The sequence below is a fragment of the Spongiibacter sp. C9W genome, assembly GCF_057370015.1.
Genome location: NZ_CM170672.1, coordinates 795693 through 817919, shown reverse-complemented (window position 1 = coordinate 817919; position 22227 = coordinate 795693). Strand labels below are relative to the sequence as shown.

Here is a 22227-nt window from a genome sequence, read left to right as displayed (position 1 = left end):
TCCTTGGAGATCGCCGCATTCAGGCGGTTTATTGTGTGGTTTAGCGAATTGTGGAAATTGCGGTCGATAAGCTAAATAAATTCGTTATAAAATGCGGTAAACATAGCTCGCTCGTTAGGTGTGTGGGCCGTAGTCAATAGGAGAATAGAGTGATTCGCAGTGCCACGCTTGCCGTATTGATCGCCGCTGTTTGCAGTGCCTGTGTGATGGCCCCGAACTACCGGGGTGGCCGCACACCCGTCGAGCAAGGTGGCCAGCGTGTTGCCTCTCTGGAAACCGCGCTGGCAGATGCGTTGATCCAGATTGAAAAGCTCAAGGCACGAGACGGTGGTAGCGCGCTATCGGCAATGCCGCCCGATGCACAGACGGGCGCTTGTTATGCTCGAATGCTGTTGCCGCCAAAATTTATTGATCGCGAAGCCACTCGGGTGGTGAAGGAGTCCAGTGAGAAACTGGAGATGCAGCCCGCCAAAACGGAGTGGCGCGAAGAAAAGGTTGTGGTGAGCGAGGCCTACACGCAATTAAAGGTGGTTCCTGTGACCTATAAATGGGTTGAAGAAAAAACGCAGGTGCTTCCCGCCAGGGTTCGCCAAGAATTGGTGTCTGGGGCTGAATACGAGACAGTAACAGAGAAAATTCTGAGCAAGCCGGCAGAGTCGGTGTGGCGCCCGGGGCGCGGTGCGGTAGAAAAGATTGATGAAGACAGCGGCGAGATTCTCCACTTGGTGGAGGTGCCTGCCAAGTACCGCCGAGTCGAGCGCCAGGTGTTGAAGCGCCCAGCCGTGTACCGCCGCGTTGTTGAGCCCGCCGTTTTCGAGACGGTGAAAAAGCGGGTAATCGACAAGCCAGAACACACCATTGAGGTGAAGGTGCCTGCAACAACCAAAACGGTGCGCGTGCAGCACGTTGTCGAGCCGGCAAAGGTCAAGCGTATTAAGGTGCCTGCGGTGTATGAGCGCTACAGCTATCGTGAAAAAATTGCCGATGAGACCTTGGTGTGGCGGCAAATTCTGTGCAAACGCGACGCAAGTGAAGCCAGAATTCGCGATGTTCAGCGAGCCCTGAACGAGCGCGGCTTTGATGCGGGCTATGCCGATGGCATTCTCGGTAAACGCACACGTACCGCTATTCACAGTTTTCAGCAGGAGAAGGGGTTGGCGACAGGCCGTTTGTCAGTCGAGACCCTGGACGCGTTGGGCATTGCGGCACCCTAGCTAATGCTGTTCCCTTGCCGCCATATGCATTCGACTGCAAAATGCGGCTATGGAGAACCTTCAACAGTTACTTAATGAAGTAGCGGCATGCCGCCTTTGTGAATCGGCGCTGCCTCTTGGTCCGCGCCCGGTTCTGCGGGTCGCGCCAGAGGCTCGAATTCTTATTATAGGGCAGGCCCCGGGGCTGAAAGTGCACAATAGCGGGCTGCCCTGGGATGACCCTTCAGGTGACCGTCTTCGCGGCTGGTTAAATATCGATCGAGAGCAATTCTATCGCGACGCGCGCCTGGGTATTCTGCCGATGGGCTTTTGTTACCCAGGCAAGGGCAAGAGTGGCGATTTGCCGCCTCGCCCCGAGTGCGCGCCAACATGGCATGAGCGCCTATTGCAGCAGATGCCGCAAATAGAGGTTGTGCTACTAATCGGCCAGTATGCTCAGAAGCGCTATGCCGGTGATGACGAGAAAAACCTCACCGAGCGTGTGCGAAACCAATCGCTAGACGGGCGGTTTATCAGTCTTCCACATCCCTCGCCAAGAAATATCCGTTGGTTTAAGCAAAATCCTTGGTTTGATGAGCAGTTACTGCCATCGTTTCAGCGCCGAATACACCCCCTGCTAAGCGAGTCGTCGTGAGTGATAAAAAACAGTCAGTGATCATTGGGCCCTGGCGGCTGCATCACAGTGAAAATGTCTACGAAAATCCGTGGCTGCGGCTTGAGCATCACGAGGTGACCACGCCGGGAAACACGCCGGGCATCTACGGGAAGGTTTGCTTTAAGAACCGCGCGGTGGGCGTGATACCGGTAGATGAGCATGGCTACACCTGGTTGGTGGGTCAATATCGCTACCCGCTGCAAGCCTACAGTTGGGAGATACCTGAGGGCGGTTGCCCTCTCGGCAGCTCCGCGCCGGAGGCAGCGCTGCGCGAGCTGGCTGAAGAGACCGGCCTGCGTGCGACGGCGCTGCACTCATTGATGACGCTGCACACCAGTAATTCCTGCACCGATGAAGTGGCGGAGCTTTATGTCGCGCGGGGCCTAACGCTTGGCGAAAGCGCGCCGGAGCCCTGCGAGGAGCTTGAAATCCGGCGTCTACCCTTGACCGAGGTAATAGACATGGCGCTTTCCGGTGAGATTACCGATGCTATCAGCGTCGCTGCGCTGCTAAAACTGCACGCCTTGTTGCTGAAGTATGAGGGCTGTTGGAGGACGTTGCTTGAGCGCCTTCCGCCCAGTGAGATATAAACAACGTTGTCGGTAATAGCCGCCGGCGGCAAGACAGGACCCTTGATAGGCGCCTAAGAGGAGGTCGTATGAAACAGATAATGCGGTGGAGCAAGGGTGTATTTGCTGCTTTGGTTGTCATGCTGTCAACGCTGGCGGGTGCGCATGCGGAAGAGTCCACCAAGGGCTTCAGTCGCGAGCAGGTGATGGAAAAAGCCGGGTTATTTTTCGGCGAAACAACCGAGGGGTTGGCAAAGGCGGTCGAGAAGGTTTTTGCCGAACAAGGTGAGCCCAACGCCATTATTGTTGGCGAAGAGGTCTCCGCAGCACTGGGGGTTGGTGTGCGCTACGGCCGCGGTGAATTGCAAACCCTTGGTGGGGAGGTGCGCGCGATATTTTGGCAGGGGCCTTCCATCGGTTTTGATCTCGGGGCAAATGCCTCCAAGGTTTTTACGCTGGTTTATCAGCTTGACGACGTCGAGCGTTTGTATCAGCGCTTCCCGGGCGTGGAAGGGAGTATTTATGTTGCGGCCGGTGTCGGGGTGAATTACCAGCGCAGTGGCGACATCGTATTGGCGCCTATCCGCACGGGTGTTGGTCTGCGTAGTGGCGCCAATGTTGGGTATTTGCAGTACAGCAAAAAAGCCAGCTGGAACCCGTTTTAGGGGCTCGCGCTAAAGCCCGGTTTACGCCGGGCTGGATTCATCGCTGAGCGCTGCGGTCGTCTTTTCGGCTTGCGCCAGGTAGCGCTGGTGAAGGCAGTGGCAATAGTCGCAGAGGGCATTGACCACAATTTGGCTTCGCAGCGAGATCACCAAGTCGAAGGCGTGCTGAGCATCGGGCAGTTCGGCGTAGGCCACGGGGTTTTTCGAGCTGGCCTTCAACTCTGCATAGAGCTCACGCGACTCTTTCACCGGTACAAGTGTGTCCGCTTCGCCGTGAATAATGAGAAAGGGTGGTGCATCTTCATGTATCCATGACACGGGTGAGGCGCTGCGCCACAGTTCGCCGCCCTCGCTACGCGTCTTCTTAATCACGCGCTCAGCCAGCCATTGTTCTAAACCTTCGTTGTGCCGCTGTGCCTTGCTGTTCAGAAAATCATAGACCCCGTAAAACGGGATGCAGGCTTGCACCTGAGTGTCGCGCTCTTCAAAGCCCGGCTGAAACTCGGCGGCGTTAGCACTCAGTGCTAACAGACTACTTAAATGACCACCAGCAGAGCCGCCCGTGGCAACGATAAAGTCGGGGTCACCACCGTAATCGGCGATGTGATCTTTGGTCCAGACTAGCGCGCGTTTGCAGTCGATAATATGGTCGGGGAAGGTTGCCGCCGGACTCAGGCGATATTGAACGGCAACGCAAATCCAGCCGTTTTCGGCCAGCTGTGTCATCAGTGGCAGGGCCTGCTGCTCTTTGCTGCCCAGGTTTTGCATCCATGCGCCGCCGTGTATTTGTAGCAGTACCGGTGCATTTTTGGGGCAATCCCGGCGGCGATAGATGTCGACATGAAGCTTGCGGCCATTAACATCGCAATAGGGAATATCCTTCAAACGCTCGACCCGCGGGTGGCGAAACGCGAAGGGTTTTAGCAGGCGGTCGCTGTCGGGGGTGTAGTGCAGGTTATCGGGGGTCTGCGGATAATCGTCAGTCTCCAGCGCTTCGCAAACAGCCGCACGCATAATTGCCTCATTATTTCGCGCCTTGAAGTAAAACAAACCCAAGCTAAGCCAGCTTGCCAGGGCGATCAGCAGTCCGAGGCTATCGGCGAGGCCGTCGAGTTCGCCGAATAACACAATCCCTGCCGTGAGCAGCACATTGATGGCTATGATATGCAGACCAAGTTCGCCCGCTAACATGCCAAAAATGAAGCTGACGATGCCCATGAACTCAGGTTTACCTTTCCAGGGGTGGTAGGCGTTCCAGCTAAACCATGCCCAGAAGAGTGAAAGTGTCAGCATTGCGAATGTGCCTCGGTTGATGTGTGCGACTCAGCGCGGAGAATGCCCGTATTGAATGGCGGTAATATAATAAAGCTTTTCGCCGGTTGGCGTTGTGACGGAAATTTCATCATCTACTCGCTTGCCAAGCAAGGCTTTCGCCAGCGGCGAGTCCATGGAAAGTTTGCCACTGCTGACATCAAACTCATCCGGGCCAACAATACGGTAATGGCTTTCGTTACCGTCTTCATCCTCTACGGACACCCATGCGCCGAAGAAGACCCGTTCTCGGTCGCTGGGGAATTCGTCGACCACAGTGAGTTCATCGAGCCGTTTGCTGAGAAAGCGCACCCGGCTGTCGATTTCCCGCAACCGTTTTTTGCCGTAGATATAGTCGCCGTTTTCCGAGCGATCGCCATTCTTTGCCGCCTCGTGCACGGTTTGGGTGACTTGTGGGCGCTCCACTTTCCACAGTTGACGCAGCTCTTCACGAAGGGCGCGCTCGCCCTCGGGCGTGATGTACCGAGAGCCTCGTTGACGGGGCGGACGATAGCGACTCATTTGTTGTCAAAACCTTAAGCGAGATGCTGAATCGCTCATAATATCGCGATATGGTGTGAGGCAGGAATTGTTAGGAGGGAATATGCGCACGTTAATACTCTTCATAGGCGCGCTATTGTCGGTGCAGCTTGGCGCTGTTGAGCTGCAGGGGCAGTTGATACAGGGCGGGCTTATCCACGGCAAAGTGGCACCTGGCAGCCGGGTGGAGCTCGGAGAGCACTCGGTGAAAGTGGCGGGAAATGGCGTATTTGTTGCCGGTTTTGATCGCGATGCGCCCGCAGCAATGACGTTGCGCGTGTGCCACGACGGCGACTGTGCCAGCCAGGAGCTTGCGATAGCGCAGCGCGAATACGTCGTGCAGCGGGTAAATGGGGTCCCTCAGAAAACCGTGACACCGCCGGCAGAGGTGCTGGCGCGTATTCGTCAGGAATCCGCCATGGTGGGTAAGGCGCGCCGGCGCAGTGAAGACCGGCAGGATTTTTTAAATACCTATCAATGGCCGCTAATTGGCCCCATCACTGGTGTTTTCGGGAGTCAGCGTGTCTATAATGGCACCCCCGGTCGACCACACTATGGTGTGGACGTGGCGAGACCCGTGGGGACAACTGTTATCGCGCCCAACAGCGGCGTGGTGACGCTGGTTCACAACGATATGTTTTACTCGGGGGGAACCCTGATCATCGACCACGGCCAGGGCATCTCTTCCACGTTCATCCATCTGAGTAAAATTTTGGTTGCGCCTGGGCAAGAGGTGGAGACTGGGCAGCCCATCGCCGAAGTAGGTGCAACGGGGCGGGCGACAGGGCCGCATCTTGACTGGCGCATGAACTGGCATGGTCAGCGTTTAGATCCAGCGCTATTGGTAGGGCCGATGCCCAGTGAGCTGGCGCCCGTCACTGAATGAGCGCACCCTGGGCTGCGTTGTTGTTTTGATTTAGAGTGTTGAGAATGATTGATAAAAAGTTGTTGGAAATCTTGGTTTGCCCGGTGAGTAAAGCGCCAGTCGAGTTCGACGCTGAGCGCAATGAGCTGGTGTGCCGCGCCAGCGGTTTGGCGTACCCGGTGCGCGACGGTATTCCGGTAATGCTGGAGTCAGAGGCGCGACCACTGACTGCTGATGAAAAACTTGGCTAATTCACCCGTTGTCGCAGGCGTTGGCGCATACATCGCCTGCTGATTTCGCTATACTTTTTCCTTTCCGCCGGAAGCTGTCTTCCGGCGTTTGTCGTTATGTAGACCCCAGAGTGAGACCGTGTTCATGAAAAGCGCTGCTATCCGCGATGCCTTTATTCGCTACTTTGAAAGCAAGGGACACACCCCGGTGGCCAGTAGTTCGTTGGTACCTGGTAATGACCCTACGTTGCTTTTTACGAATGCGGGGATGGTGCAATTTAAAGACGTGTTCCTCGGTCGCGATAAACGCAATTACAGTCGTGCGGTCAGCAGTCAGCGCTGTGTTCGCGCCGGGGGTAAGCACAACGATTTGGAGAATGTTGGCTACACCGCTCGCCACCATACCTTCTTCGAAATGCTGGGGAATTTTAGCTTTGGCGACTATTTCAAGCGCGATGCCATTCTCTTTGCGTGGGAATTCTTAACGTCGAAAGAGTGGTTGAATATCGATAGCTCACGCCTGTGGGTAACGGTCTATGCCGACGATGATGAAGCCTACAAAATATGGAATGAAGAGGTTGGTGTTCCGGCTGAGCGCATGGTGCGTATCGGCGACAACAAGGGCGCCAAATATGCCTCGGATAACTTCTGGTCGATGGGTGACACAGGTCCCTGTGGGCCCTGTACAGAAATTTTTTATGACCACGGTGAAGATGTAGCTGGTGGTCCTCCGGGGAGCCCGGATGAGGACGGCGACCGCTACATCGAAATCTGGAACAACGTATTCATGCAGTTCAATCGCGATGCCGATGGCACCATGACTGAGCTGCCTGCGCCATCAGTAGACACCGGCATGGGGCTGGAGCGCATATCTGCGGTGATGCAGGGTGTTCACAGCAATTACGAGATAGACCTGTTCGACAACCTCATTGCCGCGACGGCCAGAGTGCTGGGTGTTGGTGGCCGTCAACACACGTCGTTGCGTGTTATTGCTGACCATATCCGCTCCTGCGCGTTTTTGATTGCCGATGGTGTACTGCCATCCAACGAAGGGCGCGGCTATGTGTTGCGCCGGATAATTCGCCGCGCAGTGCGCCACGGCAACAAGCTTGGTGCGACCGAGCCCTTCTTTTACAAACTGGTTGATGCCCTGGCTGTTGAAATGGGCAGTGCCTACCCCGAGCTACGTGAATTGCAGGGTGCGATTGAAAAAGCATTGCTCCAGGAAGAAGAGCAGTTTGCGAAGACGCTGGACCAGGGGATGAAGATTCTCGAGGCAGACCTGAGTGAGCTTAAGGGGCAGCAAATCCCGGGTGAAACGGTGTTCCGTTTATACGATACCTATGGCTTCCCCGTGGACCTTACCGCCGATATCGCCCGTGAGAAAGACCTGACGTTGGATATGGACGGGTTTGAGGCGGCCATGGAGGCGCAGCGCCAGCGGGCTCGCTCAGCATCGAATTTCAAAATGGATGCCGACCTGCGTTTAGACGTGGACGGCGCCACCACCTTCACTGGCTATCAGTCGCTGAGCGACAACGCCAAGATTATTGCGCTGCTGCGTGATGGCCAGCCCTGTGAACGCGCGGCAGAGGGTGATGATGTTCTGGTGGTGCTGGATCGCACGCCTTTCTACGCTGAGTCCGGTGGCCAGGCAGGGGATTGCGGTGTTATTCGCGCGGAAGGCTTACGCATAGAAGTGCGCGATACCCAGAAGGCTGGTGATCACTTTGTACATATCGGCGTGGTTGCGACGGGAGCAGTTGTTGCCGGCCAAGCTGTAGATGCCGAAGTAGATGCCAGTATTCGCCAATCTACCGCGCTGAATCACTCGGCAACCCATTTGCTTCACGCCGCATTGCGCAAGGTACTGGGTGAGCACGTAGCGCAAAAGGGCTCGCTGGTAACCGCCGAGCGCCTGCGTTTTGACTTTGCTCATGGTGAGGCGGTAACTGCGGAACAGTTGCAGAAAATAGAGGCGATGGTGAATGACGAAATTCGCCGAAATACCGCGGTTGAAACTGTGGAAACAGACATCGACTCTGCCAAAGAGCGGGGCGCGGTGATGTTGTTTGGCGAGAAGTATGGCGATACCGTGCGTGTATTGAGCATGGGCGGCGACTTCTCTGTTGAGCTGTGTGGCGGCACCCATGTTCGTCGCACCGGCGATATTGGCGTGATGCGTATCGTTGCGGAATCTGGCATTGCTGCCGGTGTGCGCCGAATTGAGGCGGTAACCGGAGCCGAAGCGCTAAATGAAGCGGGGCGCGATCGCAGCCGTCTGCAGTCTGCTTGTGCGGCATTGAAAAGTACGCCTGAAAATTTTGATGCCAAACTTGCGCAGCTGCTGAGTAGCCACCGAGAACAGCAAAAAGAACTTGAGCGTCTAAAGGCCAAGCTGGCAACCGCGGGCAGTCGCGATCTATTGTCTGAGGTGGAAGAGATCAACGGTATTAGCGTCCTCGCCGTTAATATAGAAGGCGCTGATGCGAAGACCTTGCGCGATAGCATGGACCAGCTGAAGAACAAGTTGGGCTCAGGTGTGGTGCTGCTGGCCAGTGGCGAGGGCGAAAAAGTATCGCTGGTCGCCGGCGTAACGAAAGACCTCACGGGTCGCTGCAAAGCGGGCGATATTATGAAGCAAGCTGCGGCAGCAGTCGGAGGCAAGGGCGGTGGTCGTCCAGACATGGCGCAGGGTGGCGGCAGCGATGTTGCCGCGATACCCGCTGCCTTGCAGTCGGTCAAAGATTACGTGAATCACGTATAGAGACATAGTTGCCGTTTCCTTTAATCTTGAGTTGGTGTTTAATGAGCGCCCTCCGCTCAGGGCGTTCATTTGCAGATAGAAAACATGAGTCTGATTGTTCAAAAATTTGGCGGTACTTCGGTCGGCACCGTTGACCGGATAAAGGCGGTCGCAGAGAAGGTTGCAGGCTTTCGGCGTCGCGGTGATGATGTTGTGGTAGTCGTGTCGGCCATGAGTGGCGAGACTAACCGCTTGATTGAAATGGCCAAGGCCATGCAGGAGCACCCCACCCCAAGGGAGTTGGATGTTCTCGTCGCAACAGGCGAGCAAGTCACGATTTCATTGTTGTGTATGGCGCTGCATGAGCTCGGTGTTGGGGCGAAGTCCTACACGGGCAGCCAAGTGCGTATTCTCACCGACGAGGCCCATACCAAGGCGCGGATCAGGGAAATTGATGATCACCGTATTCGCGAAGACCTAGCTGGTGGCAACGTGGTTGTGGTGGCTGGCTTTCAGGGCGTGGATGAGAGCGGTAATATCACCACCCTCGGCAGAGGGGGCTCTGATACCACGGGTGTCGCCTTGGCGGCGGCGCTAAAGGCGGATGAATGCCAGATATATACCGATGTGGATGGTGTTTATACCACCGACCCAAGGGTAGAGAGCCAAGCGCGTCGGCTTGAACGCATTACCTTCGAAGAGATGCTGGAAATGGCTAGCTTGGGTTCGAAGGTGTTGCAAATTCGCGCCGTTGAGTTTGCAGGTAAGTACAATGTGCCGTTGCGCGTATTGCACGCCTTTGAAGACGGCCCGGGTACGTTGATCAGTCTTGAGGAAGAATCAGATATGGAAAACCCGGCGATTTCGGGTATCGCGTTCACGCGCGATGAAGCAAAGATTACGGTACTCGGTGTACCCGATACACCGGGCTTGGCCTACCAGATACTTGGGCCAGTTAGCGATGCAAATATTGAGGTAGACGTCATTGTTCAAAACGTCGCCGAGGACAATACGACTGACCTGACCTTTACTGTCGGTCGAAATGACGTCGCGAAAACAGAGGCAATTGTCCGCAAGCTGGTTGAAGAAACGGGTGCGCGAGAGGTGAAAACCGACAATAAAATTGCCAAGGTGTCGCTCGTGGGGGTCGGAATGCGCTCACACGCTGGCATCGCAAGTAAAATGTTTAAAACTTTGGCGGAAGAGTCGATCAACATTCAGCTGATCACCACTTCAGAAATTAAGATTTCGGTGGTCGTTGATGAAAAATATCTAGAGCTGGCGGTGAGGGCCCTCCATACAGCTTTTGATCTAGATAAAGCGCCTACATCGTAGAAACAGAGACGTGAACTGCTGCGCGCATACGGATACGCACGGGGTACGGATACTGGCTCTGGATAGGAGAAAGCAACATGTTAATACTGACTCGTCGTATTGGTGAGACGCTCATGGTCGGTGACGAAGTGACTGTCACTGTATTGGGAGTGAAGGGGAATCAAGTGCGTCTGGGTGTGAATGCGCCCAAGCATATCGCCGTTCACCGGGAAGAAATTTATGACCGCATTCAAGGCGAGAAAGACGGTAATAAAGAATAGCGGGAAATTAGCCTAAAGGTCTTTGATTCTTCGCTCAGTATGGTATTATGCCGCGCGTTTCGTTGCTAACACGCTTTTGAAAACAAGGCCTTAGCAACGAACCTCCAACAGAAAGTTGGAACAATTCGGAGAGGTGGCCGAGTGGCTGAAGGCGCTCCCCTGCTAAGGGAGTATGGGGTTAATAGCTTCATCGAGGGTTCGAATCCCTCCTTCTCCGCCATACATAAAAGCCCCAGTCTAACGACTGGGGCTTTTTTTATGCTCGCATTTTGGGGTTTTGCTCACTCCGTAGTGGTTGGCCGCGCTAAGACTTTACTTGTGCGTTAGTTTGTGAGCAAAGTTATTCTCAATAACCCCTTTAAAATTAATGGTTTACGCAATGTAAACAGTTAAATTGTTGATGCATTCTCATTCTCATCCCTGTTACTATCTCTGTGTAAAATTCGTACTACTGTTTCTAGGGGTAACAGCGGTGATCTCGCGATAGGGAAGCTGTTGAGCTTGGCACATTTGTCGAGTTCGGCACATTGCTATATCGATTCGCAGCTACTGGATGGTCGACAAGGAATACAAATGACTAAGCGTATGGTCGTAATGCTGGCAATCAGCGGCGTTGTTTTTGGTGGCGTGTTTGGTATGAAGTGGTTTGGCAACCAGATGATGAATGACTTCATCGATAATATGCCGACTCCGCCGGTGACGATTTCAAGCACTACGGTTACCCCGCAACAGTGGGCTGCTCGTCTGAACGCGGTGGGCAGTTTGGTGGCGGTGAAGGGCGCCGACCTAACGGCTGAAGTTGACGGCACGATCACCAAAATTAGTTTTGAATCGGGGCAAAGCGTTGAGGCGGGCACCGAACTACTGAGTTTGGAGTCGGTCGCCGAACGCGGTGAACTTGCTCGCTTGGAAGCGCAGGCAAAGCTTGCCGAGATTGAGCAGCGCCGGCGCGAAAAACTCTACAAGCGCGGAACGATTTCTAAGTCTGAATATGATACCGCGCTGGCAGAAACGAATGTGGCCAAGGCGGCTGTCGAGGCGCAGCGCGGACGTTTGAATTTAAAAACCCTGCGGGCGCCTTTTGGTGGCGAGCTGGGTATTCGTCGAGTCGCATTGGGTCAATACCTCCGCGCTGGTGACAAGATCGTTACCCTGCAATCTTTAGACCCCATCGAGCTGGATTTTTCACTGCCTGAAAAGCAGCTGGGCAAGGTGAACCCTGGCAGAACGATCGAGATCGTTGTCGACGCGTTGGGTGGCCGCCAGTTCAGTGGCGAGATTATCGCCGTGGAACCCAAAATTGATGCACAAACGCGTAACTTTGATGTGCGTGCGCGATTCGCCAATCCTGAAAAAGTGCTGAAACCGGGCTTGTTTGCAAAAGTTACGGTGAACCTGGGAGAGCCGACGCAGGTACTGGTTTTGCCAAAAACCGCTATTCAATACAGCTCTTACGGCGATTCCGTTTTTGTTATTCGTCAACAGGAAGGTGGCGACGCCGAGGCCCTGGATGTCATTCAACGCTTCGTTACCTTGGGAGAGGCTCGCGGCGATTTTATTGAAGTCATTTCAGGGGTTAAAGAAGGCGACGAAGTCGCCAGCACTGGGTTGTTGAAGCTGCGCAGTGGTCAGCCGGTTACGATTGATAACACGCTTCGTCCCGAGCCTAGCTTGACGCCTGCCCCCCCGCAGGGGTGATCGGCGATAAATAGCTTGATGGCCTCTAAAGAAGTTGATGACTCTCCCACGCCACTAACAAGGACAGGCGTCATGCATTTCACAGATATCTTTGTTAAACGCCCCGTGTTGGCCATCGTGGTCAGCTTGGTGATCTTTCTACTGGGCTTGCGCGCAGCACAGGATTTGACCGTGCGTGAATACCCTGAAATTCAAAATGCGCGGATCAGTATCTCGGTGGTTTATCCGGGGGCAGACCCAGAGCTTGTCGAAGGTTTCATCACCACGCCGCTGGAGCGAGAGATAGCGTCAGCAGATGGTATTGATTTTCTTACCTCCAATTCTGCTCAGGGATTGTCGAGCATCTCTGCGAACCTGAAAATTGACAAGGACCCGAATGAGGCGCTGACCGAAATATCCGCAAAAGTGAACAAGCTGCGCAGTCAGCTACCGGAAGGCAGTGAGGACCCTGTTATTCAGTTAGCGGGTGCCGGTGACAACGCGGCGATGTACCTGTCGTTTTATTCCAAGACGCTGAGCAAAGCGCAAATTACTGATTATGTGGCGCGGGTTGTTGAACCGGAGCTATCTGCTCTTAGCGGTGTAGAGCGCGCGGTGATACTCGGTGGCAGGAATTACGCCATGCGGATCTGGTTTGACCCGGAACGTCTCGCGGCGCACAACATGACACCGGGCGAGGCCTTTTCAGCAGTTAAGCGGCAAAACGTTCTATCAGCCGTGGGAGAAACGAAAGGGCAGTACGTTAAAGTCGGCATTTCTGCAGATACAGATCTGAGCACAGTAGAGGCATTCAGGGACCTTGTGCTGCGCAGTGAAGGAACGCAGCTAGTGCGCTTGCGCGATGTTGCCGATGTGGTGTTCGGCGATGAGAGCTACGACTATGTGGCGCACTGGGATGCCGAGCCAGGCCTGTTTATCGGTATTGAGGTGCGCCCGGATGCTAACTTGCTGGATGTGACTGCGGAGATACGCGAAATGTGGCCGCGTATTCACCGCGCTTTGCCGGAGAGTATTGAGGCGAATATTTCCTATGACAGCACGGTCTATGTCAACGCGGCAATCAGCGATGTACAGGCAACACTGATCGAAGCGGTCATTATCGTTATTCTGGTCATCTTCTTGTTCCTGGGATCACTGCGCAGCTCAATGATCCCGGCGGTGACTGTACCGCTGTCGTTGGTAGGCGCTCTATTTTTGATGTACTCGATGGGTTTCTCGATCAATTTGCTAACGCTATTGGCGATGGTCTTGGCCATCGGGATGGTGGTCGATGATGCGATTATCGTGCTGGAAAATATCCATCGTCATATTGAAGAGGGCATGGAGCCATCTAAGGCTGCTTTGGTGGGCGCGCGCGAGCTTCTGGGGCCGGTGATTGCGATGACAATTACCCTGGTGGCAGTGTATGCACCGATTGGTTTCTTAACCGGAATGACGGGCAAGCTGTTTACCGAGTTCGCCTTTACCCTGGCGGGCGCGGTATTGATTTCAGGCGTTATTGCCCTGACGTTAACACCGATGATGTGCGCAAAAATACTGCAGTCGCACGATGAATCGGGTAGCAGTCGTCTGGAGCGTTTCCTAGATGAGAAGTTCGAGTACTGGCGCCAGGGCTATAAGCAACGACTCCACTCCGCGATGGATCAGGTCAATGTGATTGGCGTATTCGGTTTGGTGGTGCTGGTATCGTGTTATTTCCTCTACCAGAGCAGTGATAACGAATTGGCGCCGGCCGAAGACTTAGGCTTTGCTGGCGTCATTGCTGAGGGCGACGGCTATGCATCGCCAGAGTACTTTACCAATGCCTTTTTGGCCGCTCAGAATTTGGCGTTGGAGCACCCCAATGTGGATCATACGTTTGCCTTCACCATCTCAGAAAGTGGTGAAAGCAATAAAGGCTTTATCGGTTTGATTGGCACCCCCTGGGACGCTCGGACCAAGACAATGGGGGATGTCGCCAACGACTTGAGTATGAGCATGGAGTCAGTGGCGCCGCTGCGCCTGGCGACATTCCAGCCGCCGCCGCTGCCAACTCCAGGGCAGGGCTATCCCGTGGAGTTTATTCTCAAGTCGACGGCTGAGCCACAGCTGATGGCGGAAGTGGGCGATGAGCTGGTTAAGCGTGCGATGGCCAGTAAGCGCTTTTTCTACGTGGCCTCGCAGTTAAATTTCGATCGCCCCGAGGCCGAAATTATCGTCGACAGAGACAAGGCCGGTCTACTCGGCGTTGACATGCAAAGTCTGAGCTTAGATCTGAGTGCGATGATGGCGGGTGCAGAGGTGAATCGTTTTTCGTACATGGGGCGCTCGTACAAAGTCATTGCCCAGGTTGAGCGCGAGGAGCGCCTGAATCCTCAGCAACTGACCGGGTACTACACGCGAGCGGCAAGCGGCGACCTGATTCCAATCTCCACACTCGTCGAGGTTGTGCAGCGAACCAAGCCAAGATCAATACCCCATGCCCAGCAATTAAATGCGAATACGATTATTGCAGTGCCGCGCCCCGATGTTTCACAGGGCGAGGCGCTGGCCCTGCTTGAAGGTATTGCCAACGACATTATGCCCGCCAACTTTCAACTGGACTACGCGGGGAGCTCTCGGCAGTTCAAGCAAGAGGGCGGAGCATTGGTGGGAACCTTTGCATTTGCCCTGCTGATTATTTACCTCGTCTTGGCGGCGCAATTCGAGTCTTTCCGGGACCCGCTGATCATTCTGGTGACCGTGCCTATGTCGGTATGTGGCGCGTTGCTGTGCATTAATATTTTTGCACTGACTAACGGTATGCAGCTGACAACGTTCCCCGGTATGACCCTGAATATCTATACCCAGGTTGGCCTGGTAACCCTGATTGGGGTGATCTCCAAACACGGTATCTTGATGGTGGATTTTGCAAACCGGTTGCAGGAGCAGGGCGTGTCCAAGCGCGAAGCCATAGAAGAGGCCGCGTCGATTCGTTTGCGTCCTATTCTGATGACCACGGCGGCGCTGGTGATGGCGATGTTGCCACTGCTGGTTGCCAGTGGTGCCGGTGCGGCATCGCGTTTCTCGCTAGGTATGGTTATCGCCTCGGGAATGAGCATCGGCACGCTGTTTACCTTGTTCGTTGTGCCGGCCATGTATCACTACATAGGGCGAGACCACCGCGCCACGTCTTCCGCTGAGGGGGGCGTACTGGCCGAAGCGGGGCGCGACGGGTATGATCGCGCCTTAACTGAAAAAGAGGGTGTGTCGTGATCAAGCACAACAGCTATTTTGACGAAAAAGTTCAGTCATTGGGTTTTGAAGGAAAATCTCAGCCGGTCTCGGTGGGCGTTATGGAAGCCGGTGAATACCGCTTTGGCACCGAAGCGGCGGAGCGCATGCAAGTTATTACTGGCGCGCTGGTTGTATTGCTACCGGGTTCCAGCGATTGGCAGCGCTTTAGCGCCGGGCAATCTTTCGACGTGCCGGCCAACAGCGCGTTTGATTTGAAAGTGGAAGAGACCAGTGCCTACGCGTGTTTTTATGGCTAATCGCACTTGGTGCTAGGTATAGCGTCCGGAGCGGCTTTCAAGTGCTCGAAAAGTGTTTGAAAGTGCTCCTGGACACTGTGAATATTGATATCCGCGAGTCCGCTAGATAAGCCAAACCACACGTACAAGCCATTTAGGTCTCGAAACATAGGCGGCAGATAATGCGGCGCTTCAATGATGCCTTCCTGGCAATAGGGGTAGAGATGGGGGACGTCCTCCAGGGACACCTTGCCTACAAACAGCATTGGTAGTATTTCCGGCACGTCGCTGAGGATCGCACTGCGAATAAAGTTTACCGTTTCGACAAAGCCCCTGACGTAGCTCAAATCTTTGGTGAAACAGGCGCCGCCTTCCACCATTCCACCGCGGAATACCCGCTGGGCAATTTTGTAGCTTTCCTTGTTGCTGAGGCCCTGGCCAACAAAGTGCCGATATACATCGAGAAAGTCGCCCCCTTGTTCTGCGATATCGATAGCCACTACACGATCGCTGATTTTTCGCGCCCGACCGGGAAAAGAGCTAAACGTCAGTGTCTCGATAAGCACTGCTAAGCCCTCTTGGAGGGCAGTAATACGGGGAGAGCCGACGCTTAGCCAGCTGGCCCATGGCTGGCGGCGACCATTTAATGTGGTGCCGACATGCACCCAACCTTCGTGAACCTCCAAAACTTGTATATCGAGAAGGGAGAATTGCGCGTGGCGATTAATTTTGATGCAGTCGCCCCCGGCTGAGGCATCAGACACGATGCCATCTGTTTCCCGAACGGTGAAAGCGGTATCCGGAAAAAAGGGCTTGAGTCGTTGGGAGAGCATTTCCACTGCGCCAGTCGCATCGATGACCTTGGGGTAGGGGGATGCAAGATGGTGGGCAGCGGGAAGGGAAAAAATGCTGCACAAGCGCTTACCCATGTCGATAAGCGGCAGGCTGTCACCCCGCAGACGATCGCGTGCAGAGCCATAAAGCCGCCGGCTGGCGGTCAGGAATGCCTTTTGGCCACGGTGCTCCAGTAGGTCAACCACGCTGCGGTACTGTTCGGCGGTTTGCCAAAGAATTTGGCCGAGCGCGTCGCCGTGTCCCAGAGCACTATCGAGCCGTTGTTGGAAGTTTTTCAGTTGTGCATCAATCTCTGCCGCGTTGAAACTGAGAGGGTTGTTGCGCAGGTAGTCTTCACGGCACACGGTCGGCAGCGCGTTGGCGCCGTTCTCAAAAAAACGTTTCTCCACATCATGGGGCCACTTGATCGCGTCGAGTATCAATATTGGCTTTTGAATGCGGATCAGCTCATCCGAGAGCGCGCGCAGCGCTGTTTTATAACTTGTGGCGTCTGATGTCATCACAGCCTCATTTTTGTAGCGTTAATATGCAGCGTAGACGACGTTTGCCAAAGCTTGCCATGTTGCTGAATTGTTCAAGTGATATTGGCACGCGGTGGTATTCAATCTCAGACTGCCAGTGGCCCTTGCTGCTGTCTAACGATTCGCCCCGACAGGTGTTGCTGTCGGGGTCATTGATATACACCGTATTTTCCTCTCCTCGGTACACATATACCCAGTGAGGCATGCGTTGGCGGTCGAGTGCCCACGTGCTGATCAGTGCGACAACGTGACGGTTTTCAATCAATAGCGACTGCAGGGCGGGTGTGTCGAGCTTATTGACCCGAATATCCGCCTTATAGTCCGTCAACTGCGCCATAAAATCGTCGTGAACCAGCCGCATAAGCTGGCGCTTGGAGGGCGAGCGAACGCTGTCGATGAAGGCGGGGGCCGTATCGCTAATAAAGAGCGTGGCGTTAAATTTTCGGCGCAGCGCCGCCAACATTAAGCCTTGTGGTGTGCAGCCACCGTGACCGCTACCCATATAGATGCTGGTGGCTTCCCGCCAGATTTGCAGCTCCTCGCGCCGGGAAAAGGGCGATGCCGGATCCAGGTCTCGCATGGCCATCATCAAGCTGGCGGGGCCGCAGGTAAAACCCGTGGTCTGCCGGTAGTAGTGGGGTGAGTGCGCGCCGCGCTGCGCGGGTGTTAGCAGTCGCTTTTCCATACGCACGGCGCTGCAACCATCGGCGTAGTAGTCACTGACACGGCCAAAAGTGCGGTAGCCACGGCGGTTGTACAGGGAAATTGCGGCGGCATTGTCCTCTCTGACTTCCAGGCGAAGGAAAACACTTTGCCTGTCGCGGGCGAGTTGTTCCGCTGCGTCGAGTAATAACATCGCGACGCCTTTACCGCGTTGGTCGGGCGCGACGGCGAGTGAGTAAAGGCGGGATAGCAGGGTGCCACGGCGAAACAGTAGCAATGCATAGCCCAACAGTTTGTCAGCTTCACGACAGACGAGCAATTGGTGGGCGCCGTGGCGGATGAACGCTTTAAAGCTGCGCTGGGAGATCCGGTCACTACTAAAGCAGTGTCGTTCCAGCTCGACCAGTGCCGGCAAATCTATGGGGCTAGCGGGGCGAATACACGGCGACATGGGGCAGACTCGACAAATACCGCAGATGGCGGCGCATGTGCGGATCATACTGCGCATTATTTGCCGTCTACAACATAAAATAGTGCTTGTTTTGCTGTTGCACTGGTCGCAGAATGCCGCAGCTTTTGCCACCGCATAGACGGTCGCTGATCCCGCATGGGGAGAGCATTTTGGGAGCATGGAGCCGATGTCCCGTTTAGTTATTGTTGTCGATGATGTGCGCGACTGGGGGCCTTATTATCCCAGCCATTCGGTCATCAGTTTCGATGATTATCTTTGTCTTGGAACGACTCGCGAGCGCGTCAGGGTCGTTAATCTGTGCCGGAACTACCGCTATCTCGGTAGCGGCTACTATTGCTCTCTGTTGGCTGAAGCCCGCGGGCATCATGTTATTCCATCGCTGAAAACCCTGACTGAATTGTCGGCAAAGCCGCTGTCGTCTATTCAGTGGCAGGGCATGTTGCCGACGCTTGCCGCGCTTGCACCGGGGCAGGCGGGTGAGGTGAAACAGTTGCGATGCTGGTTCGGCGAGACTTTGGAGCCAGAATATGCCGACCTTGCGCGCTCGGCATTCCAACATTTTCCCTGCCCGATTCTTGAGCTGCGCATGGTGTATCGCCAGGGCTGGCGTATGGATAAATTACAGGCCGCGTCGCTGCGGGCCTTGTCGTCGAGCACTGAGCAAGACAGCTTTGCGGCGTGCTTTGAGCGCTTCAGTCAAAAACTATGGCGGCCGGCCCCCGCGCAAAAGCGCTTCCGCTATGACCTGGCGATTCTGGTTGATGCCGAGGAGGCGATGCCGCCGAGCGACGGCGCCGCCCTACGGAAATTTATCCGCGTCGCGGAGAAATACGGTATCTGTGCAGAGCTGATTGGAAGAGCGGATTATTCGCGGCTGGCGGAGTACGACGGTTTGTTTATCCGCACCACAACGTCGGTAGCGAACGTCAGTTACCGCTTTGCCAAGCGCGCGGAAGCGGAAGGCCTGGTGGTTATCGATGACTCTCAGTCGATCTTGCGTTGCACCAACAAAATCTATCTCGCTGATTTACTTAGGCGGAATGCGGTTGCTGTACCGAAGACGGAGTATTTGCGAAGTGGCAGTGAGTCGGAAGCGCAGCGCTTGATAGACGCACTTGGCTTACCCCTGGTGTTAAAGGTGCCCGATGGTGCGTTCTCTAAAGGGGTGGTTAAAGTCGACAGCCTGGCAGCGCTGTGTATGGAAGCGCAGCGACTACTGGATAAGTCGGCGCTGCTTCTTGCGCAGGAGTTTATGTATACCGAATACGACTGGCGTATTGGGGTATTGGACGGCCAACCGTTATTTGCTTGTCGTTATTACATGGTGAAAAAACACTGGCAGATTTACCGTCACGGCAAGCGAAGCCAATCAGGTGGATTTGATGCGGTGCCGATCAGTGATGTCCCAGCCGACGTATTGCGCGCAGCGGTCAGCGCCTGTCAGCTTATCGGCAACAGTTTTTATGGTGTGGATATCAAACAGCAGGGAAGTCGGGTGGTGGTCATTGAGGTCAACGACAATCCCAGCATAGACAGCGGGATAGAGGATAAGCTACTCGGCGACTCGCTTTACGCGGCGGTCATTGAGGTGTTTTTACGGCGAATGGAAAGGCGAGGGCTTGCGGCAACTAAATAGTGATAAGGGCATCTCTCGATGCCCTTTTTGCGTCGCGCCCTAGTAGCCGCACAATGAGGCATAGCGGTCGCGATGGAAGCCGCTGTGCCCCAATAGTTGAGTCGCTACGCGAGAGCGTTTTAGGAAAAAGCCAATTTCGAGTTCGTCCGTCACACCGATGCCACCGTGCATCTGTACAGCCTCGTTTGTTACCAGCTCGAAAACATCATTCATACGCGCTTTGGCTAAGCTGGCAAGCTGAGGCAAGTCTGCACGCTTGTCATCAATGGCAGAGAAGGCATCAAAGAGCACCGATTTTGCCAATTCAAGCTCGATATACATCAGCGATGCGCGATGCTGCAGGGCTTGAAAACTGCCAATTTTTACGCCGAACTGGTCACGCTCTTTTAAATACTCCACGGTGCGCTCAAAGCATTCGAGCGCGCCACCGAGCATCTCTGCTGCCAGGCAAACGCGGCCGCGATCAAGTACCGCCTCCAGAACTGGCCAGGCCTGGCCCAGCTCGCCGATAAGCGCATCGGCTGAGACGTCCACGTTATCGAAACTGAGGGCAGCAGCGCCGCGGCTATCGACCATTTTACGGCGCTGACGAGTTAGCCCTTTGGCATCGCCGTCTACGAGAAACAGGCTCAAGCCATCAGCGCTACCGGCTGTTCCGCTGGTGCGCGCAACCACGACCAGCTTATCTGCACTGTGCCCGTCGACAACGAAACTTTTATTGCCATTCAGGCGGAAACCGCCGTCGTGGGCTTCTGCCGCCATTGCGGTATCGAGTGGTGCGTGGTGGTGCCCCTCTTCGAGGGCGAGAGCGAGGGTGAGCTCGCCGCTGGCAACCTTGGGAAGCAAGGAGGATTTTTGCTCTTCATTGCCGCCCAGCAGAATTGCCGACGCGCCGAGCACAACGGTGCTCAGCAGGGGGGATGCGGCCAGCGTACGGCCACTTTCTTCGATGATTGCGCCCAGGCCCATAAAGCCAAAATCCAGGCCATCGTACTGCTCGGGCAGGACAATGCTGGCCCAGCCGAGTTCACACATTTGCTGCCATTGCTGCTGGGAGTAGCCGGTTGGATCGTCACTGTCGCGCAACGTGCGCAGCGCTTCTACCGGCATGTTTTCGCTCAAAAAATCCTTGGCGGTGTCCTTGAGCAGGCGTTGTTCTTCATTAAGTACCAGTGCCATATTGGGCTCCCTTAATTACTGCTGAGGCAAGCCAAGGACACGCTTGGCAATAATATTGAGTTGCACCTCTGATGTGCCACCGGCAATAGAGAGTGCTTTTGAGAACAGCCAGCCGCGCGTCGTCAGCTTTTCGTCTTCGTTAAAGCCGTCGCCGTCCCAACCGAGTGCCTGGTGACCAAGCAGCGCGAGTAACAGTTCTTCTTTGCGCTTACCTTCTTCCGTACCCACGTACTTCATAATGAGCGGTACATTGCTGTCGGCCTGGCCGCTCATGCGCTCTTCAAAGGTGCGGAAATGCGTCAGGCCAATGGCGCGGTAAGCCATTTCATGGCGCACCAACTGGTCGCGTAGCGCCGGATCTTTGAGCTTGCCGTTTTCATCTGTGCCGACATATTCCAGTGCCGCTTGAACGGGGCCAAAGCTGGGGCCAGGGGTATCGCCACCGATTTCTGACATCAACTTGCGCTCGTGCTTGAGCAGCGCTTTGGCAACCGACCAGCCTTTGTTCAGTTCGCCAATCAAGTTGGCCTTGGGCACTTTCACGTTGTCAAAGAAGGTTTGGCAAAACTCAGATTCGCCGCTGATCAACTCAATCGGTGTTGTGGTGACACCCGGATCATCCATGTCGATGAGTAGGAAGCTGATGCCTTCTTGTTTTTTTGCGTCTGGGTCTGTGCGGACCAGGCAGAAGATCCAGTCAGCCTTGTCGGCATTGGTTGTCCAGATTTTCGAGCCGTTAACCAAAAAGTGGTCGCCCATATCTTCGGCGCGGGTTTGCAGGCTGGCCAAATCGGAGCCAGCGCCGGGTTCTGAGTAACCCTGGCACCAGCGCACGTCGCCGCGCGCAATTTTGGGAATGTGTTCCTGCTTTTGCTCGTCGTTACCAAACTCGAGTACGGCGGGCCCAAGCATCCAAATGCCGAGGTCAAAAAGCGGGGTGCGGCAACCCAGCGCCTTCATTTCTTCTTTCAGGACTTTGGCTTGGCGCTCATCGAGGCCGCCACCGCCCAATTCGCTGGGCCATTCGGGTACTGTCCAGCCTTTGTCGCGCATGCGCTCAAACCACAGCTTTGCATCGTCGCTGGGGAACTGTTTGTTTTTGCCCGCCCACACTTGTTCTTCGCGGGTAATTGGCAGGCGCTGTGAGGCGGGACAGTTGTCCTCCAGCCACTGTCTGACTTCGAGGCGGAATTGGTCGAGATCGGCCACGTCGCTCTCCTATTTTATTGGGAATATGGCAGTGCCGCGGCAGCCGTGCCGGGCGGTTTCAATGGTTGCTCAGCTTAGCGAAAGGCAGGCGCAAGGCAAGAGCCAAACGCGTC

Annotated in this window: 19 protein-coding genes and 1 tRNA gene; 14 read left to right on the top strand and 6 right to left on the bottom strand. The window is 55.1% G+C overall.

Annotated elements, in window-relative coordinates:
- The first annotated feature begins 149 nt into the window (after positions 1-149).
- The 4 genes from AC2Q8J_RS03875 to AC2Q8J_RS03860 all read left to right on the top strand — a co-directional run bounded on the left by AC2Q8J_RS03875 (position 150) and on the right by AC2Q8J_RS03860 (position 3103).
- Positions 150-1214, top strand: coding sequence for a peptidoglycan-binding domain-containing protein (locus AC2Q8J_RS03875; RefSeq protein ID WP_486452144.1), 1065 nt, complete (start codon positions 150-152; stop codon positions 1212-1214).
- A gap of 49 nt (positions 1215-1263) precedes the next feature.
- The gene (locus tag AC2Q8J_RS03870; RefSeq protein ID WP_286694954.1) at positions 1264-1848 is read left to right on the top strand and encodes a uracil-DNA glycosylase family protein; all 585 of its coding nucleotides are present in this window, start codon (positions 1264-1266) and stop codon (positions 1846-1848) included.
- Positions 1845-2459, top strand: coding sequence for an NUDIX domain-containing protein (locus AC2Q8J_RS03865; RefSeq protein ID WP_288363501.1), 615 nt, complete (start codon positions 1845-1847; stop codon positions 2457-2459). The genes AC2Q8J_RS03870 and AC2Q8J_RS03865 overlap by 4 nt, the downstream gene beginning before the upstream one ends.
- A gap of 68 nt (positions 2460-2527) precedes the next feature.
- Positions 2528-3103 (top strand): DUF1134 domain-containing protein, encoded by a 576-nt coding sequence (locus AC2Q8J_RS03860; protein WP_204995633.1) that lies wholly within the window; start codon positions 2528-2530, stop codon positions 3101-3103.
- A 21-nt stretch (positions 3104-3124) separates the two neighbouring features.
- Here the strand turns inward: AC2Q8J_RS03860 and AC2Q8J_RS03855 are convergent, their stop codons facing one another.
- A complete protein-coding gene (locus AC2Q8J_RS03855; RefSeq protein ID WP_288363502.1) occupies positions 3125-4396 on the bottom strand; it encodes an alpha/beta hydrolase in 1272 nt (423 codons plus the stop codon).
- 30 nt (positions 4397-4426) lie between these two features.
- Entirely contained in the window at positions 4427-4936 is a 510-nt protein-coding gene (gene greB, locus AC2Q8J_RS03850; protein WP_288363503.1) for a transcription elongation factor GreB, read from the bottom strand.
- A gap of 82 nt (positions 4937-5018) precedes the next feature.
- On the opposite strand from greB, the gene AC2Q8J_RS03845 reads away from it, so the two are divergent.
- From AC2Q8J_RS03845 to ppnP, 9 genes are all read left to right on the top strand, one after another.
- Positions 5019-5840, top strand: coding sequence for a M23 family metallopeptidase (locus tag AC2Q8J_RS03845; RefSeq protein ID WP_486452143.1), 822 nt, complete (start codon positions 5019-5021; stop codon positions 5838-5840).
- 44 nt (positions 5841-5884) lie between these two features.
- Positions 5885-6070: a Trm112 family protein gene (locus AC2Q8J_RS03840; protein ID WP_027872727.1), complete on the top strand. Its 186-nt coding sequence runs from the start codon at positions 5885-5887 to the stop codon at positions 6068-6070.
- 124 nt (positions 6071-6194) lie between these two features.
- Complete coding sequence (gene alaS, locus AC2Q8J_RS03835; protein WP_486452142.1) at positions 6195-8816, top strand: alanine--tRNA ligase; 2622 nt, start codon at positions 6195-6197, stop codon at positions 8814-8816.
- A gap of 84 nt (positions 8817-8900) precedes the next feature.
- On the top strand, positions 8901-10130 hold the full coding sequence (locus tag AC2Q8J_RS03830; protein WP_204995618.1) for an aspartate kinase: 1230 nt from the start codon (positions 8901-8903) through the stop codon (positions 10128-10130).
- Positions 10131-10207: 77 nt separating this feature from the next.
- Positions 10208-10390, top strand: coding sequence for a carbon storage regulator CsrA (gene csrA, locus AC2Q8J_RS03825; protein WP_027872724.1), 183 nt, complete (start codon positions 10208-10210; stop codon positions 10388-10390).
- A 127-nt stretch (positions 10391-10517) separates the two neighbouring features.
- Positions 10518-10610, top strand: a tRNA-Ser gene (locus AC2Q8J_RS03820).
- Positions 10611-10963: 353 nt separating this feature from the next.
- On the top strand, positions 10964-12088 hold the full coding sequence (locus AC2Q8J_RS03815) for an efflux RND transporter periplasmic adaptor subunit (protein ID WP_486452141.1): 1125 nt from the start codon (positions 10964-10966) through the stop codon (positions 12086-12088).
- 72 nt (positions 12089-12160) lie between these two features.
- Complete coding sequence (locus AC2Q8J_RS03810; RefSeq protein WP_051170830.1) at positions 12161-15322, top strand: efflux RND transporter permease subunit; 3162 nt, start codon at positions 12161-12163, stop codon at positions 15320-15322.
- Entirely contained in the window at positions 15319-15600 is a 282-nt protein-coding gene (gene ppnP / locus AC2Q8J_RS03805) for a pyrimidine/purine nucleoside phosphorylase (RefSeq protein WP_027872718.1), read from the top strand. Before AC2Q8J_RS03810 ends, ppnP begins: the two co-directional genes overlap by 4 nt.
- Here the strand turns inward: ppnP and AC2Q8J_RS03800 are convergent.
- Together AC2Q8J_RS03800 and AC2Q8J_RS03795 are read right to left on the bottom strand one after the other, a co-directional pair.
- Positions 15597-16934, bottom strand: coding sequence for a flavohemoglobin expression-modulating QEGLA motif protein (locus tag AC2Q8J_RS03800; protein ID WP_286836946.1), 1338 nt, complete (start codon positions 16932-16934; stop codon positions 15597-15599). The two genes, ppnP and AC2Q8J_RS03800, sit on opposite strands and share 4 nt — an antisense overlap.
- A 7-nt stretch (positions 16935-16941) precedes the next feature.
- A complete protein-coding gene (locus AC2Q8J_RS03795; RefSeq protein WP_486452140.1) occupies positions 16942-18126 on the bottom strand; it encodes a GNAT family N-acetyltransferase/peptidase C39 family protein in 1185 nt (394 codons plus the stop codon).
- 130 nt (positions 18127-18256) lie between these two features.
- On the opposite strand from AC2Q8J_RS03795, the gene AC2Q8J_RS03790 reads away from it, so the two are divergent.
- The gene (locus AC2Q8J_RS03790; RefSeq protein WP_486452139.1) at positions 18257-19726 is read left to right on the top strand and encodes a RimK family protein; all 1470 of its coding nucleotides are present in this window, start codon (positions 18257-18259) and stop codon (positions 19724-19726) included.
- Positions 19727-19765: 39 nt separating this feature from the next.
- On the opposite strand, the gene AC2Q8J_RS03785 is transcribed toward AC2Q8J_RS03790, so the two are convergent.
- Both AC2Q8J_RS03785 and AC2Q8J_RS03780 read right to left on the bottom strand, forming a co-directional pair.
- Positions 19766-20905 carry an acyl-CoA dehydrogenase family protein gene (locus AC2Q8J_RS03785; protein WP_286695021.1) on the bottom strand — a complete coding sequence of 380 codons (1140 nt, stop codon included), beginning with the start codon at positions 20903-20905 and terminating at the stop codon, positions 19766-19768.
- Positions 20906-20920: 15 nt separating this feature from the next.
- The gene (locus AC2Q8J_RS03780; protein ID WP_486452138.1) at positions 20921-22114 is read right to left on the bottom strand and encodes an acyl-CoA dehydrogenase family protein; all 1194 of its coding nucleotides are present in this window, start codon (positions 22112-22114) and stop codon (positions 20921-20923) included.
- Between the last annotated feature and the right edge of the window lie 113 nt (positions 22115-22227).